Annotated in this window: 14 protein-coding genes and 1 tRNA gene; 5 read left to right on the top strand and 10 right to left on the bottom strand. The window is 55.1% G+C overall.

What is annotated here, in order from left to right; all coding sequences use genetic code 11:
• The first annotated feature begins 133 nt into the window (after positions 1-133).
• The gene (locus tag ABLU78_RS12115; RefSeq protein WP_015368687.1) at positions 134-1,090 is read left to right on the top strand and encodes a plasmid stability protein StbA; all 957 of its coding nucleotides are present in this window, start codon (positions 134-136) and stop codon (positions 1,088-1,090) included.
• Positions 1,091-1,099: 9 nt separating this feature from the next.
• Positions 1,100-1,459: a plasmid partitioning/stability family protein gene (locus tag ABLU78_RS12120; protein WP_047054349.1), complete on the top strand. Its 360-nt coding sequence runs from the start codon at positions 1,100-1,102 to the stop codon at positions 1,457-1,459.
• A gap of 192 nt (positions 1,460-1,651) precedes the next feature.
• On the opposite strand, the gene cbpM is transcribed toward ABLU78_RS12120, so the two are convergent.
• From cbpM to ABLU78_RS12135, 3 genes are all read right to left on the bottom strand, one after another.
• On the bottom strand, positions 1,652-1,957 hold the full coding sequence (gene cbpM, locus ABLU78_RS12125) for a chaperone modulator CbpM (RefSeq protein ID WP_015368685.1): 306 nt from the start codon (positions 1,955-1,957) through the stop codon (positions 1,652-1,654).
• Positions 1,957-2,874 (bottom strand): curved DNA-binding protein, encoded by a 918-nt coding sequence (gene cbpA / locus ABLU78_RS12130; RefSeq protein ID WP_015368684.1) that lies wholly within the window; start codon positions 2,872-2,874, stop codon positions 1,957-1,959. Before cbpA ends, cbpM begins: the two co-directional genes overlap by 1 nt.
• A 141-nt stretch (positions 2,875-3,015) precedes the next feature.
• On the bottom strand, positions 3,016-3,699 hold the full coding sequence (locus tag ABLU78_RS12135; RefSeq protein ID WP_048229762.1) for a TerC family protein: 684 nt from the start codon (positions 3,697-3,699) through the stop codon (positions 3,016-3,018).
• A 218-nt stretch (positions 3,700-3,917) separates the two neighbouring features.
• Here ABLU78_RS12135 and ABLU78_RS12140 point away from each other — a divergent pair, with 218 nt between their 5' ends.
• The gene (locus tag ABLU78_RS12140) at positions 3,918-4,709 is read left to right on the top strand and encodes a DsbA family protein (RefSeq protein WP_015704089.1); all 792 of its coding nucleotides are present in this window, start codon (positions 3,918-3,920) and stop codon (positions 4,707-4,709) included.
• Positions 4,710-4,766: 57 nt separating this feature from the next.
• Here the strand turns inward: ABLU78_RS12140 and pgaD are convergent, their stop codons facing one another.
• From pgaD to pgaA, 4 genes are read right to left on the bottom strand one after another with little or no spacing between them, the layout of a single operon-like run.
• Complete coding sequence (gene pgaD / locus ABLU78_RS12145; protein WP_015704090.1) at positions 4,767-5,201, bottom strand: poly-beta-1,6-N-acetyl-D-glucosamine biosynthesis protein PgaD; 435 nt, start codon at positions 5,199-5,201, stop codon at positions 4,767-4,769.
• A complete protein-coding gene (pgaC, locus tag ABLU78_RS12150; protein WP_015368679.1) occupies positions 5,198-6,529 on the bottom strand; it encodes a poly-beta-1,6-N-acetyl-D-glucosamine synthase in 1,332 nt (443 codons plus the stop codon). The genes pgaD and pgaC overlap by 4 nt, the downstream gene beginning before the upstream one ends.
• A complete protein-coding gene (gene pgaB / locus ABLU78_RS12155) occupies positions 6,522-8,537 on the bottom strand; it encodes a poly-beta-1,6-N-acetyl-D-glucosamine N-deacetylase PgaB (protein WP_048229761.1) in 2,016 nt (671 codons plus the stop codon). The genes pgaC and pgaB overlap by 8 nt, the downstream gene beginning before the upstream one ends.
• Before the next feature lie 8 nt (positions 8,538-8,545).
• Positions 8,546-10,993, bottom strand: coding sequence for a poly-beta-1,6 N-acetyl-D-glucosamine export porin PgaA (gene pgaA / locus ABLU78_RS12160; protein ID WP_048229759.1), 2,448 nt, complete (start codon positions 10,991-10,993; stop codon positions 8,546-8,548).
• A gap of 650 nt (positions 10,994-11,643) precedes the next feature.
• Here pgaA and ABLU78_RS12165 point away from each other — a divergent pair.
• Together ABLU78_RS12165 and ABLU78_RS12170 are read left to right on the top strand one after the other, a co-directional pair.
• A complete protein-coding gene (locus tag ABLU78_RS12165; RefSeq protein WP_020079840.1) occupies positions 11,644-12,210 on the top strand; it encodes a LuxR family transcriptional regulator in 567 nt (188 codons plus the stop codon).
• A 330-nt stretch (positions 12,211-12,540) separates the two neighbouring features.
• Complete coding sequence (locus tag ABLU78_RS12170; RefSeq protein WP_015704092.1) at positions 12,541-12,828, top strand: PerC family transcriptional regulator; 288 nt, start codon at positions 12,541-12,543, stop codon at positions 12,826-12,828.
• Between the two features lie 61 nt (positions 12,829-12,889).
• Here the strand turns inward: ABLU78_RS12170 and ABLU78_RS12175 are convergent, their stop codons facing one another.
• From ABLU78_RS12175 to ABLU78_RS12185, 3 genes are all read right to left on the bottom strand, one after another.
• Entirely contained in the window at positions 12,890-13,216 is a 327-nt protein-coding gene (locus tag ABLU78_RS12175) for a contact-dependent growth inhibition system immunity protein (protein ID WP_042894325.1), read from the bottom strand.
• A gap of 268 nt (positions 13,217-13,484) precedes the next feature.
• Positions 13,485-13,560 (bottom strand) — tRNA-Phe (locus ABLU78_RS12180).
• Between the two features lie 114 nt (positions 13,561-13,674).
• Positions 13,675-15,762: a DUF1176 domain-containing protein gene (locus tag ABLU78_RS12185; protein WP_048229757.1), complete on the bottom strand. Its 2,088-nt coding sequence runs from the start codon at positions 15,760-15,762 to the stop codon at positions 13,675-13,677.
• Between the last annotated feature and the right edge of the window lie 11 nt (positions 15,763-15,773).

Here is a 15,773-nt window from a genome sequence, read left to right on the forward strand (position 1 = left end):
TCGAAATCTCCATTGTTTCTCAAATAAAACTCGGAATTGTCTCTTTTTCGTGCTCTTGCGCTGCTTTTTAACTCTTGCTACTCTTTTTGGGTCTTAAATTTTCTCTTCTTTGTCTCAGTGATGGAGCAATGCGATGCGCATTTTTATCGATGATGGTTCAACCAATATCAAAATGCTGTGGGAGCAAGATGGCGAAACTTTCACCCATATCAGCCCCAATAGTTTTAAACGAGGCTGGTCTGCCACCTTCGGCGCCGGGAAGCCATTTAACTACACCGTGGATGATGAAAAGTACTCTTTCGACCTGATCACCCCCGATGCATTACCCACCAACAATATTGATTGGCAATACAGCCCGTTGAACTCCATCGCTGTCCACCATGCGCTGTTGACCAGCGGTCTGGAACCGCAGGATGTCGAGATTGTGGTCACCCTGCCGCTGACCGAATTTTATGATGAAGATGCGCAATATCGTCTTGATAACATTGAGCGTAAGAAAAAGAGCCTGCTTCGCGAAGTTAAACTGAATAAAGGCGTGGTGTTCAATATCACCAAAGTCACCGTGCGTCCGGAATCCATTCCGGCGGGTATCAGCCTGTGTGATGAGCTGAAACCGTCGCATTCGGTGCTGATTGTCGACCTCGGCGGCACCACGCTGGATATTTCGATGGTGGCCGGGCAAATGACCTCGGTTTCGCGCATTTACGGCGACCCGAAGCTGGGCGTGTCGCTGGTGACCGACGCCGTTAAGCTGGCGCTGGCGCGGGCGAATACCGATACCTCCAGTTATAACGTTGATCAGATAATCATCAACCGCCACGACGAAGAGTATTTGACCGATAACATCAACGATCCGGATGCGGTATCGGAGGTGAAAAAGGTTATCTCCAATAGCATCGAACGCCTGACGACTCGCGTTCTGACGGCGATTGATAGTTTTAAAGGCTATTCGCACGCCATCGTGATTGGCGGCGGCGCGCCGCTGGTTGCCGATGCGATTCGCGAACGTATGGGTCTGCGCGAAGATCGCTTTGTGGTGGCCGACGAGCCGCAGTTCGCCCTCGTGCGTGGTCTGAAAATTATTGGTTAAGGAGCGTCTATGACTCTGGATCGCAGAAAGGTTCTGATATACCTGCGCCCGGATATCAGCGCCAGCGAGCGCTTTGCGGACGCGAAAATTGAGGCCCATCATCGCGGCGATCGCGGGGATATGTCGCGTACGGCGCTGTTGGCCGGGTTAGCGTTGGGTGAAGTTGATAGCCGGCTGCCGTCAATGCTGGCGGCGCTGCTGGCGGAAGATACGCCACCGGAGACGCTGCGCAGAATGCTGGCCTCGTTTCTTGAGATTCAGCCAGCCTCTTCCGCGCCAGCGGCCGCGCCGGTTAAGGCACCCGAGCCGCCTGCACCGGTGAGCGAGAGCGTCTCCGCGCGTAATCTCGCCGGCTCGCTGCCGGATTAAGCGCTTTTCCCGGCTTTCGCTGCGCTTAGCCGGGCTACGGTTTGCACCGTGAGCGAGCTGTAGCCCGGGTAAGGCGGAACGCCGCGACCCGGGAAATTTCCCGGCTTTCGCTACGCTCAGCCGGGCTACGGTTTGCACCGTGAGCGAGCTGTAGCCCGGGTAAGGCGGAACGCCGCGACCCGGGAATTCCGCTTAGCTATGGGTCAAAAAGCGGGCCAGACGCTGCTGCAGTAGTCGATTTTCGCGGGTGAGTCGCGCATTTTCATCCAGCAGCGTCAACGCCACCGCAATCCCCGGCCAGTCCAGCTCCAGCTCGTTACGCAGGCGCACTGCGCGATGCACAATCGTCACCGCGCTGTCGTCAAACAGCCAGGTTTCAGCCTGCGGCTGGTGCGGCTCAATCATCCCTAAGCCGACGATTTCCGTCAGCTCCTCTTCCGACACCCCGGTGCGCAGGCACAACTCGGTGATGGTAAACGTCACTGTTACTTTAGCCATCAGGCTTTCCCCCATGTCTTACGCGGATCGAAGCTGGCTTCGCTTTCGGCGAGCTGCTGCCAGAGCTCACGCGCTTTTTCATCTGGTTTTGGCGGCATAACGATTTTGATGACGGCGAATAAATCGCCGGTGTGGGTTTTGCTCACCAACCCTTTGCCCTTGATACGCAGCCGTTGTCCCGCCTGACTACCCGCTGGAATTGTCAGCAGAATGCTCTCTTTTAACGTCGGTACGGTGACTTTCGCCCCCAGCGCGGCTTCCCACGGCGCCAGCGGCAGTACGATCTCCAGGTTATGACCGTTGATGTCGAACAGCGGATGCGGCGCGATATGAATCACCAGCCACAGATCGCCATTCGGGCCGCCGTTTTCGCCCGGTGTCCCCTGGCCTTTCAGGCGAATACGCTGGCCATCGCTGACCCCCGCCGGAATTTTCACATTCAGGGTTTTCGGTGTTTCACTCTCAACCATGCCGAAGACGTTATAGACCGGCAGCTTGTAGCTGATGGTACGAGTCTGTTCGGTGAGGGTTTCTTCGAGGAACACCGCCACTTCGATTTCGACATCGTGGCCGCGCTCGGCGCGCTGGCGGCGGGCGTGATGCGCCTGCTGGCCGAACATCGAGGAGAAGATATCGTCGAAGTCCTGCTGGCTGTAGCTTTGTTCGTGGGCGTGCTGCTGGCGGTTGAACTGCGGATCGTTGCGGTGCTGCCAAAGTTGGTCATATTCGGCGCGACGCTGATCGTCTTTGAGAACTTCCCATGCTTCGGCGAGATCTTTGAATTTTGCTTCGGCATCGGGTTCTTTGCTGACGTCGGGGTGATATTTACGAGCCAAACGGCGATAGGCGGTCTTGATGGTTTTCAGATCGTCCGTTGGCTTAACCCCCAGAATGGTATAATAATCCTTTAATTCCATGGTGTTATCTCATTTATGCTCAAAAATCTGGTCACAGAATCCCTGGATCAGGCGGCTCTATTAAGCGTAGGGCAAATGAGAAAGGGTGGTGGAGAAAAGTGGCGAAAACTTGACGCCGTCGGGGGTGACGGCGTTCAGTGATTATTCTGGGGTACCGGAGCGGTAGTTGCGCCGCCATCCTTCCAGCAGCACCAACGCCGCGCCAATGGCCCCGGCAACAAAATGTAGATAATTCGGGGAATGGGGGAACAGCTGAACAAAGGTCGGGTCGGTTATCATCATCGAACCGGCAATCCAGCCAATCAGCGCGCCGCCCAGTAATACGACCGAGGGAAAGCGAGTCAGGATTGCCAACACCAGCTTACTACCGGCGACAATAATCGGAATGCTGATTAATACCCCTAGCGCCACCAGTAACAGATGGCCTTTACCGGCGGCGGCCACGGCCAGTACGTTATCCAGCGACATGATGACATCGGCGACGGTGATGGTGACGGCGGTGCGCCATAGGCTGCTTGAGCTGCTGATATCGTTCTCTTCTTCCTCGTTGGCGACCAGCTTAATGCCAATCCACAGTAGCAGTAGCGCGCCGACGATTTTAAGCCACGGCAACGACAGTAAATAGAGTGCCACCGCCAGCAGCGCGACCCTGGCGATAATCGCGCCGAGAGTACCGATAACAATGGCTTTGGTGCGCAGATGCGCCGGCAGCTTGCGGCAGGCCATGGCGATGACCACCGCGTTATCGCCGCCTAATAACAAATCGATGGCGATGATTTGTAGCAAAATGACGGCGAAGTCCCACTGACTCAATATTTCGTTCATGCCTGGCTCGTATTGCAAATAATGTCGATCAAAAAAGATGGGCGCAGGGTACTCCCGTTCTTCGCCCCTGACCACCCTTCAAGCCGTAGGGGGAATCGGGGCGTCTGACAAATAAAGTTACGAATCAATGCATAGACTGACAATGATTCGCCGCCAAAGGATGATATTTTGTCCGATTAGGCTCACCTGCCGTCTACTTTTCGTAAGGACTTTTCAATATGTCTGGCATCAAGAATCTACTTATTCTCGCCCTGGCGGGCGCTTCCCTGCTGCCGGCGCTGGCCAGCGCCGCTGACGCGCCGGCCGCGACTTTCACCGCGGAGCAGGAAGCGCGTATTGGCAAAATCGCCGCTGACTACCTGGTCGCTCATCCGGAAGTGCTATTGCAGGCCAGCCAAAAGCTGCAGCAAATTCAGGCGGAACAGCAGGCCAGCGCCGCTACCCAGGCGGTAATCAAGAATGCCGACAAGCTGACGCAGGATAAGGCCACGCCAACCTACGGCCCGGCTAACGGTAAAGTTACCGTTATCGAGTTCTTCGATTATCAATGCATCTACTGTAGCCGCCTCGCGCCGGTTATGGAGCAGGTAATTAAAGACCATCCGCAAACCCGCTTTGCTTTCAAAGAGTGGCCGATTTTCGGCAGCCGCTGGGCAACCTCGCTGGACGCGGCGAAAACCGGCCTGCAGATTTATCAGCAGAAAGGGGCCGAGGCCTACCTGACTTACCACAACGGCGTTTACGCCACCGGGCATAACGAAGGTAAACTGACGGCGGCGGATATTCAGCAGCAGGCGAAGAAGGTGAACTTTGACGCCAAAAAAGCGGCGGACGTCGAACCGGCGCTGGAAAACATTAACCAGCTGGCGCAGGAGATTGGCTTAAGCGGTACGCCTGGCGTGATTGTCATGCCGACAACCGGCGCAACCGAAGCGACCATTACCGTCTTCCCGGGACTGGCTGACAAAGCCTCGCTGGATGCGGCGATTAAGAAAGCCGGCGGTCAGTAATCTCACCGGGCTGAAAGAGGAAAGGCCGCACGTGATGCGGCCTTTTTGGTGGTTCCGTTAGCGTTCGTCTTCCTCGTTCTGATTGATTTTTAAATCAATGATTCTGCCAATCTGGTCGTGGTATACCGTCAGCAGGTTATATTGGCTCATCTCGGAAATGATTTGCGGCGCGATATTAAAGCTCTCTGCCAGCTCTTCATGGCGCAGCGAGGCCATGCTGCCGTGCCGCCGGGCGTTATAACGGCGTAGATTGTACTGATACCACAAAATCAGCAGCCAGCCGTTAATTGCCGCCACCAGTAAATAGACCAGCACGGTATTAAACGACGCCATAATCGCGTCCCAGCTGTCGTTACCGCGCTCGGTAAACTGCATCAGCAGGTTGGCATACAGAAAAAAGGCGAAGCCGGCCCACGCGATAGCGGTTAACACGCCGTCAAAGATCCGCGGCAGCATACGATGCTCGGTTAATATCAGGGTTTGTTCGTTCATGACATTCTTCCTTTACCTCTATCGGGGCTGACCCAGCGAGCCCTGGCGCGTTTACGTTTCAACATGACTTTGGGGAAGGCGACGATGGTGGTTAACAGGCCGATCATCCAGTACACCATCGGAAACCAGATCACCCAGAACAGCGAGCCGGCGACGCCGCGTTCATAGCGCCGTTCGATGTACAGGCTGGCGATAAACTGCAGCAGACACATCACCCCCAGCAGCAGCCCGGTAAATTCCGGCGGAAAAAGGCTGCGGACGGTCAGGTTTTCCGGCAGCGGGGCAAAATGGCTGGCGATGAACAGAAAAATGGTGACCGCATAGGCGAAGGCCCACAGCGTGGAGAGGGCATATTCGAGGAACAGCGGCCACATCCGGTGATGCTCCCAGCGAAACAGGCGGCGCAGATTGACCAGGAAAACCTCGGCGCCGCCCTGCGCCCAGCGTAACCGCTGTTTCCACAGCCCCTTCAGCGTCTCCGGCATCAGGATCCAGCACAGCGCCCGCGGCTCGAAGAAAATCGCCCAATGGCGTAGCTGCAGCTTCCAACTGATATCGATATCTTCGGTGATCATATCCGGGCTCCAGTAGCCGACGTCCGCCAGCGCCTGGCGACGAAAAGCGGCAATCACCCCGGAGACGGTAAACACCCGGCCGTAAATACGCTGGGTACGCTTAATCAGCCCGATTATCGAAGAGAACTCGCCGACCTGAATGCGGCCAATCAGCGTCGAGCGGGTACGAATACGCGGGTTGCCGGTCACCGCGCCGACGTGGGGATACTGAATCAGCGGTGCCACCAGGTAGGCGGCGGTATCGCGATCGAGCAGGGCATCGCCGTCGATGCACACCAGCAAGTCCCCGCGCGCGGCGGCGGCGCCGGCTTTCAGCGCTACCGCTTTCCCCTGATTTTCGGCCAGATGAATCACCCGCAGCAGAGCGTACTCTTCCGCCAGTTGATTCAGCACCCTGGCGGTATCGTCGGAGGAGCCGTCGTTGATGGCGATCACCTCAATGTTGCGATAGCGCTGCGCCAGCGCGGCTTCGATGGTCTCGCGGGCATTTTTCTCCTCGTTAAAGCAGGGAATCAAAATGGAGATCAACGGATTGCCCGCCAGCTCCGGCGGCGGGGTCTCTTTACCCCACGGCCAGTGGCGCTCCAGTTGGAACCAAAAGTAGAGCCCGCCGGTTATCCACAGCACCGACATAAACAGTGGCCAAAAAAAGACGAAATCCAGTATCAACTCGCCGGTGAAAACGGCGGCCACGCCCAGAGGCAGCCCGAAAACCAGGCATAAAATCGAAAATGCGATAATGCGATCAGTCATTGTTGGGATACCAGTACGATGAAAACAGGGGCCTGATTTTCGAGATATCAGGCTGATTATTAAGGAAATCGTCGGGGTAGTAGCCGTAATTGTTGACGCCGTTGAGCTGTAATGTCCGCATCCAGTCAACCAGCTGTTGGTCAGGGATGGCGTTCTGCTGAGGGAGAGTCCAGTCTTTAGCCTGCAGCTCAAAAATGGTTTTCTTCAGCGCGCCCGGCCTGGCGCTGACGGCGCGCACCAGACGAGCCAGCCACGCATCGCTTTCCGCGACCGGAACGGATTCCATCAGCGGCATCGCCATCGGCACCGTCCAGTCGTAGGCCGCCAGAAAATCATCCAGATTCTGCGCGAACCAGGCCTCGCTTTCCGGCTGCAGGATCGGCAGGGCGAAGATATTGCGCGCGGTTCTCACCTGTGGGCCGCGAATCGCTTTCACGCTCTGGCTGAGCGTGCGGGTGAAGTCGATAAGCGCCTGACTTTTAAACCGCGTCCAGGCGTGCAGCGCGGCGGGGTTTTGGCGGATCTGCGCGATATCCTCCCGATGGCCCGCCGCCCGCCAGGCGGCCATCGCCCCGGCGCCGGCATCTTCGTAATCCGTCAGCACCGCGTCGTCGTGGAACAGCACGCCGTCAAAGGTCGCGTAGCGGGCAAGGTCCTGATAAATATCGCGGATCTCATCGCGCACCTGGCTGTTCCATGGCGACAGACGTACATAGGGGCGAGTGGCCTGGCGCAGCGTGTTGCTCTGCGCATCCCAGCGCTGTACGCGCGGCAGCGCACTGTCCAGATCGAACGCCAGCACCGGCATCCACGCATACACTTTGGCGCCGCCGCGCGTCTGCAATTGCCAGGCGACGAAATTAAACAGATCGGCGCGCATCGGCAGGCGGCGGTTGGGGAAGTAGAGCGCTTTCACCGTGCCGTCGCCGAGCGGATCGGAAAAGGCCTGCAGGAAAACGTGAGTGATTTTCATGTCGTAGACGCGCTGGATCAGCTTATCGATATTTTTGCGCTGCTGAGCCGGGTCTTTATCGTAGACATAATCAAGATCGACGTGCATTACCCGAACCGGTTCACGCTCCTGGATTTGCGTCACCTGGCTGGCGAAAGCCTTGATCGACGGATTACCGGAGATAAGCAGACGGGGAATATTATCCAGATCGCGCACATCGCCCAGACCATCGCCGAGGGTAAATGCCAGTTGATAGCCGCGATTTTTGGCGATAGCCAGCGATGTGCCGTTGGCGGCGCCGTAGGGCCATACCCAGGCGCGCGGCGCTTTGCCGGTGACATCGGCGATTTTGTCGCTCACTTTGCGCACGTCGGTATCGATGCGTTGGTGAAACTGCTGGTCGCTTTCGTAGCGTCCGCTGGCTTTATCATAAAAGCGGTTGGCAACCGCCGGTTCGCGGCTGCCCTGTGGATTGGCCTGAATACCGTAGTGTGAAGCCCAGGTATGCGCACCGATTTCAACCAGCGGCGATTGCGCGAGCTCGCGCACCATCTCCCAGGTGGCGAAACGCTCGCGCGGAGTCATCAGACCGCCGAAATCGACTTTTTTCTGTCCCGGCGTATCGACCCAGCTGCCTACCGGCGCCCATAGAGCCGGTACATTCCAGGCTTTTAACAGCGGCCAGACCCGGGTGTAAAAACTGCTGTAGCCATCATCGAAACTCAGCAGAAATGCCTTCGGCGGCAGGGTGATTAACCCCGCGTTGGCGTCGAGAATATTTTGCACGCTGACGGCCTTATAGCCGTTGTGCAGCAGCCAGCCGATTTGATCGTTGAGCGCGCTGGTACGCACCGCCAGATAGCGCTGATCGGCGGCATCGTCTTCCACATCGTGATAGGCCAGTACCAGAAACTTATTCTGCGGCCAGGGTTTATTCGCCTCCGGCTGCGGCCGCGCCTCCGGCGGCAGAAAAGGAATCGTCTCTGCGCGAAGCGCGCAGGTCATCAGGAGCCAGCCGATAACCATCAGGCTGATGCGGATACTTTTGTTGACCATGTTTATCCTTAAAACCGTAAATTCGCATCAAGGGCAATGGAGAGATTGCTTTCGCGTTTGCCGTCGTAAGGGCGCTTGTCCCAGTTCAGCATCACGCCGGTGTCGATCACGTTGTTCCAGCGAATACGCTGGCCGTAGCCAAGCATGGCGATAGCCCCGGCCGAATACGCTTTTTGCCAGTAGGCGCCGCCGCCTGCCGCAAGCTGCTGGCTCCAGACGGTATCGTAGTGCTGATACATGACGTGATCGGCGACCAGCGCCGAGGTGGCGGCGAAGTCGCGTTTCGGGTTGTAGTAGAGGGTATCCGCCCGGCTGTTGGCGCTGGCGGAGAGCCCAGGTTCCAGATCGAGCGTGATGGTTGGCGATTGCCAGAGCCGCTCTTTGCCGGAGAAGGTATATTCCTGACGACGGTTGTGGTCGGAGAAGCGGCTGGCGGCGGCGCTAAAGCGATATTCGCGTCGCTCGTTTTGATACCAGCGAACCCACCCCTCGCCGCGGTTGGCGCTGATACCATTGCGCAGCGCGCGCAGCGGCGTCTGGCGCGACAGGCGTTCGACCTCGCCGCCAATCTGCCATCGGTCGTTGAAACTTTGCCAGGCGGAAAGCCGGGCGCCGGGTTTATTGTCGCCAGCGAAATTGTTGTTGGAGATTTCCAGTTCAGCCCAGGCATCACGCGGGCGCCATTCGATACCGCCAAAGAGCTGGCGGCTGGAGCCTTTTCCTTCATCAAAATTCCCTTTGGCGAAGCGATTACCGGCGAAAAGCCGCCAGTTATCCGCGATTGGCGGGCCGTAAATCGCCGCATCCCAGCTAAAATCGTGGCTACCGCTGACCGGGTTATCCGAGTGGATCCCCTGAGTACTGTTGAGACGCAATTCCGACATATGGTGCACCTCGCGAGCGCGGACTAATTTTTGCGTGCTCAGGTCTTCAGGGCTGCGCGCCAGCAAGTCATCGGTTAATAGCTCCATCTGCCGCCACTCCTGAAGATCCATCGCTACGTAGGCCTGCTGGCGTTCGAGGGGGATATTCGAAGGCTCCAACGCTTCCGCCGCTTTCAGTTCCCGTTCGGCGGCGCGGGGTAGACCGCGCGCCTGCAGTATCGCCGCGTAGTCAATGCGCAGCCCCTGATTACCGGGCGCGGTGGCGGCCAGCCAGCGGGAGAGACGCTCGGCTTCCGGCAGCGCATTAGTACTCAGTAGATACTGTACCTTCAGCGATTGGGCGTTCAGCCACGGATCGTTTGGCTGCGGCGTCGGCGAGCCGTAGAGGCGGCGGGTGTAGGGGATACCGTTAGTCACTATGGCGAGATAGTCGCGGGCGGCCTGATACTGGCCGCTGTCCAGCAGCGCGTAAAATAACTCATGCCGATCATCTTGCGGATCGGGGCGATAAAGGGGATGTTGGTGGGCGATCGCCAGCGCGGCCTCGACGTTCTGTTGCGCAAGGTAAGAGGAGATGATCCAGCCGATGGCCCAGTCAGGAACGGGCTGCTGAGCGGCGGTCAGCGACTGATATTCTTTGATGACCCGGGGGTAATCGCCGCGGGTGTATAGCGCACCGAGGCGGTCAATACGCGCGCGGGCAAGATCCTCTGTAGCCTGCGGATCCTGACGCCAACGGGCGAACAGCGCGTCGTAGCGGTTGAGCGCCGCTTGCGCCAGGCGAAAGCGCTCCTGTTCACCGCGGGTAGGGGTGTCCGCCAGCCGTACCCACTCCGCCGCCGCGTCCATTTCCAGCTTTCGCTGCTGCGCGGGCGTTAAGGTGGTTTTGGCTGACCATTGCAGCGCGGGAGTACTGATGCGATTGCTGCTCAGGCTCTCAAGCAAGCTATTGAGCGTTTCTCTGTTTTGCGGCGCAAGCTCCTGCGCGCGCATATCGGTGAGCAGCTGGTCCCAGCTTTTTCCCTGACGTAAATAGACGTAGGAGAGCGTCTGCAGGTGAGCGGTGCTGGGTGTGGTGGCGGCTAAGCGCCGGGCTTCACTTAGCGCCTGCCCGTCATGACGCGCATCGGCAAGCGTTTTAATCCGGCCAATAAGATAATCGTCGTTCATCGGCTGTTGGCTGAGCGCTTGATCCCAAAGCGCCAGCGCCGAAGACCACCGTTTTTGATTACGGTAAGCCTGCGCCGCTGCTGCCGTACCACGTGCCGGTAGCGCCATATAAACCTGATAGCGCTGCCAAACCTGGATAACTTCCTCATCATGTCCAGCCCAGGAGGCAACTTGTAGCCAGTCGGCGACTTGCTCGGGCGTCAAGGCATGTTGTTGTTGATACTGCTGAAGATAATCGAGAAAAGGGGAGTAATTACCTTCACGCGCCTGTAGCACATGCTGATCATATATCGACTCAGCCCCCTGAGCCAGAATAGGCGTTAACAACAATAAACTAATTGAAAACGAGAATGTCGTGCGGCGATAAAAGAATAACTTATTGAAACGCGTTGATCTTCCCATAACTATTTACCATATGTCCATCAAGAATCCATTGCACAACACGTCGGCCTTTTAGCTGAATGCAAAAGGATGGGTAATGAGTTTTTACCTGACGGTACGCGACTGCGATTACTTATTTAAGGTAATAAAATATCTCCTCGCGATAACGGGGTGGCGATTAATGTACACCTGATATGTTTGCCTGGAAATATGTCAAATAATAGGCCTGTGGTTTTAAGATAAATCTGGAAATTGTCTTTTTATAGAATAATTAATTGTCTGATGTTACGCATAACTAACTGAATTGGAAAAAGTTAAGGTCTGTCCGAAATTCTGTTTTAATGTTTTTGGTTTGCTTTTTCACGCATAATGTTAGGCTGTTCTTGTAGATATTTAAGACGATTTTTGACAAAAAATCTCAATAGTAGAAAAGCTTCTTTTTTGTGCGAGTTTTTTATTTATAATTAGCCGAAGGGCAGATAATTAGGAAATGACGTAAGAGTCGTGGAGTGGAGCGTTCACTATAGATGGAGAGGTTGGAGGTTTACTAAAACGACAAACACATGCTTTATTTTGCTCGCCATAGTCAGCATGCCACCAGGCGCTGTGCATATTCTCCCTGGAGGGGTTTTGTTGCTTTATTGTTAAAGGGATGATTTGTGGCAACGACAATGTTTTTAGTTACTCAGGATCACTATCTCTTTGAAGGGGTAAGGATTTTCTTTCCAGATATCATCCAGTTACATTCGATTGAGCATAAGCTTTTTGAGAGTGATGCCGAGGAGTTTTCGGTGCTGGTGGATAGTCGGGCGCCGCTTTGTTTTTATGATTATCTTATTCCTGGCGCAGCGGAAGCGGGTAAACGTATCTGCTGTATTATGCTTGATATGCGCCATCGGGAAGAGCATTTGCTGAGCCTGAAGTGGTTTCTCAACATGTCTTTGACGCCGACGGATATGGCTAATTTATTTAGCCTGTTTCTTGATGTGAAGAGTAAGCGGCTGACCCGAGAATGGCTCAAGAATTTCAGTCTGAAACCACAGGAACATATGACGTTGACTTTGCTCAGGGCCGGAATGACCATGGATCAAATTGCTGGGGTGCTTAATACTTCAGTGAAAAGCCTGTATCGTAAACGCATTGAGCTTTATGAACGTCTGGGGCTGGCCAACTTTAATGAGGCCTGTTTGTTTATCTTTAAAAATAGACTGCTGGAGTGTCCCGCACAGAAGCGATAAAAAGGGAAATGAATACAGAGTAAGGTATCTACGACAAGCTACTCAACAACGGTATTATGTTAATTTAATCAATCATTGATAGGTATAACCGTAGTTCAGGAATAACTCAGATGATAATCCGCGGTATATGATAAAAATGCTCTTTGGAAGTACTTACTGCTTCGGCAGTTTTAATGCACACAGCAATTAATATTATAAATGCCCTCAATATTGAGCTGGCATAGATTTATCGTGGATCAAATTATCGGGGTTTTCTTTCATTATTTCTTCGGATGGCGTGGTTATATTTATATACGCAAATTAGCTAGCATATGTGAGAGAAATTATCGAATGATCAAGGACAGTATCGCCGAGTCTCTGGAAGCCCGTGGATTGTACCGTCGGGCCGCTTCGCGCTGGGTGGATGTGATGCAGACGTGCGTCGATGATAACGACCGTGAATGGATTAGGATGCACCGCAATAAATGCCTGAAAAAAGCGAAGCTGCCGCCGGCGCGTAAAGAAGAGTTTGCTGACATCCACAAGGCTGCCAGAGAGACGCAGTACCGTATGGGAATTGCTAAGCCGAATGGCGAAGTGTTCCGCCTTCCCGCTAAAAAGAAAACGACGCGGCGCTAGCGTTTTCAGCGACATCTTGCTGAATCAGATCAAACCGATAGTGTGGTAAGGAAGCCGCGGGTTACTGACGGCCTGTCGGCTCCGCCTCATTCAGGGAATGACTAATTCTATCTCTTACCCGTTTCAGGAAGCTAAGGGCATCTGTTTCCCACAGGTGAGGATCAAAGTCTGAACCATAGCGCATCCTGAATTCCTCTTCCGGGTTATCTGCTTCCTTCAGCAGAAGGTCAATGTCTGCGATAAGACCATGCTTCATGGCGAGATGACTATCGGCGATAAATGCGTCAATTTTGGGGTCGATCTCATCACTATCATCGATAAGGTCATAATCCTGCCCGAAGTAAACCGTGATAAAGCTGTTAAGTTCATTCAGGTTCATTTTTGTCATGTACAAACCGTGTTCAGGGTAGAGGAAAGGCTGTCAATATCGTCGGATGAAGTGAGATAATTGGAGAATACCATAAGCGATGGACATTGAATGCCTGATGGCGCTGCGCTTATCAGGCCTACGGTATGCAGTCGACGTTGAACAGCGCGCTTGTCGCGCTGGCCCCGAAGGGGTGAGCCGCATTGCGGCGAATAATCGAACGCAGTTCGATGAAGAGTCCGGTCGCAGAAAAGCAAAAACCCGCCTTTTGGGCGGGTTCTTTAAATAGTGGTGCCCGGACTCGGAATCGAACCAAGGACACGGGGATTTTCAATCCCCTGCTCTACCGACTGAGCTATCCGGGCAACGGGGCGCATTAAACCGTAATCCGCCCACTGCGTCAATGAAATTTCTCTATTTATTGTTTGATTGCTTATCTTTGCGGCAATTTCGCGCCAAAAGGGGCGTTTTGCTTAAAATCACATCACTCCGTTATCGCCTTCGCGAACTTTCCAGCCGCTGGTGATGGCGATGGCATGGCGTTTTCCGGAGATATCGTAATCGCCAACGAGCTCTTCGTCATCCCGTGGCGAACTGATGGTTAAGATCGCATCCACTCCATGGCGGTAAGCACCATGATGGCTGAAAATCGTGCCGATAAAGCATTTATTGTTGAGCCACACCGGGATCCACGCCACCGTTTCGACAGTATAGTGTCCTGCAGCGCCGCCATAGTAGCTGTCCGCATCGTCTTTCGCAGTGCCAGGCGGGATCGGGCAAATCGGCTCATCGCTATCGTCAGCAGATTTATCCTTTAGCAGGCTACCTTGCATGACGTCCAATGACTTCAATAAGCCAGCTCTATCTTTATCGTTTAAGGCGGGGGTGGGGGTCTGCTCGTTTTCCGCAGCGCTAATGATATTGAGGTTATAACGGTAGCGGATGGTGATGGCCGGCGTCAGGTCGCTCTGGTTGAACGGACGCAGCAGATAGAGATTATCTTCCCCAAACACGCCGTTAAACCACAGGGCGTAAACCTGGCCGTTGATTCTGATCCAGCGGCCCCACTGGTTCGCTCCGCGATCGTTAATAGAGTAAAGGGCGCCGGGCACGCCGGCATCGAAGTTATCGTCGTCATTGCTGTCGGCATTGTTCACCGATTCAAAGGTGTTATCGCCGCGTTTCAGCACGCCGGTATAGCTGAACAGGCCGGTGCCGCCGACGTAGCTATCGATGATGAGGTCGCGTTTGCCGTCGCCGTCGAGGTCGATAAGCGTGAAGCTGACTTTGCCGTTTTCCGAATCGGCGCTGATATCGGAATGTAAAAACGCCAGCCACTCATCGTCGCCGATATCCGCCGCTGGCTTGGTCGTCGAGACCGGCGCGTCGTCGGCATAGGTGAGGGTAAAGTGGCTGATGTGTCCGCTGAGGGGAAACTGTTCCGCAATGTTCTCTAATGCGAGTTCCGGGTTGCGTTTTTGCTCTTTTAGTACCGCATCGTGCAACGTCTTCAGCGCGAGTATGTCGGCCTCTCGTTGCTGGCGGGGGATAACTTTGCTAACAAAGGTGGGAAGCTGCCAGGTTCCGCCAGGGGTGATTTCCCGGCACATGCCGGTACTGTACTTGAGGCTTTGCACAAAGGTTTTGCCATCCCACACACGTTCTTCCCCGTTAACGCAGTCGGCGACGCCGCGTCCTTTGTTGAAGAAGGTCATTACGCCATCGTTATAGCTGGAGGCATCAGTGGTTATCAGCTGTGGCCTGGCGGCCTGTGTGTTATCGACAACCCATATCGCGTAGCCGTCGTTATAGGCGGCGCGCCAGCATAGAGTCTGCAGCAGCGAGTGATTTTTATCCAGCGGGGCGACGGTGATCTGCCGTTCGTTGGCCGGAATTTCGGCGTTTTGCCAGTCATCACACTGGCGGTTGAGCGTGCTTTCCAATTGCGACAGCCATTTCTGCTGTTGTTTCGCATTGAGCGCAACGGGCTGGGCGTTGTGAATAAACGACGCGCTCAGGATCTCCGGTGCGGGAATGGCGCGCAGGACGGTGCTGCCGTCACCGCCGCCTTTACGTAACAGCGCATCGGCGGTACCGATCCGCTGCTGGAATTCATCGATCTTGAGGAACACCGCGCTGCTGCCCGCGTTAGACAGCCGTTTGCGCTGGCCATTGAGCGCCAGCTCGATTTTAGCGTTTTGCTCCAGGGCGGTAATAAGCGCGCTGGTTTGCGTACTGTCAAAATGAAAATGGCTGTCGTCGATAGCCTCAAGCGCTCCGCGATCGTTATCGTTGATAAATAGATTTACGCTGGCATCTGGCGGAATATCGTGCTCGGTCTGCGCAAACGTGACCTGCGCGGTTGCCTGCCGCCCGGGGCCGGCGCTACGGGTCAGCAGAACGCTGACTTCGCCCATTGTCGCGCCATAGCCCGCCGCCCGGCAGGTGCCGGTATTATCGCAGGCGACTTCCCAATCTTTGTAGGCGAAAGAGAAACCGCGAGGAGGGGCGGCCATCAGCGAGGTCGAACAGAGCCCCAGTACGGCGGCCCAGAGAAGTGGACGCATAGAAATCCCTA

The sequence above is a fragment of the Klebsiella sp. JN_Kp122 genome (genome assembly GCF_040062085.1).
Classification (GTDB): domain Bacteria; phylum Pseudomonadota; class Gammaproteobacteria; order Enterobacterales; family Enterobacteriaceae; genus Klebsiella; species Klebsiella aerogenes.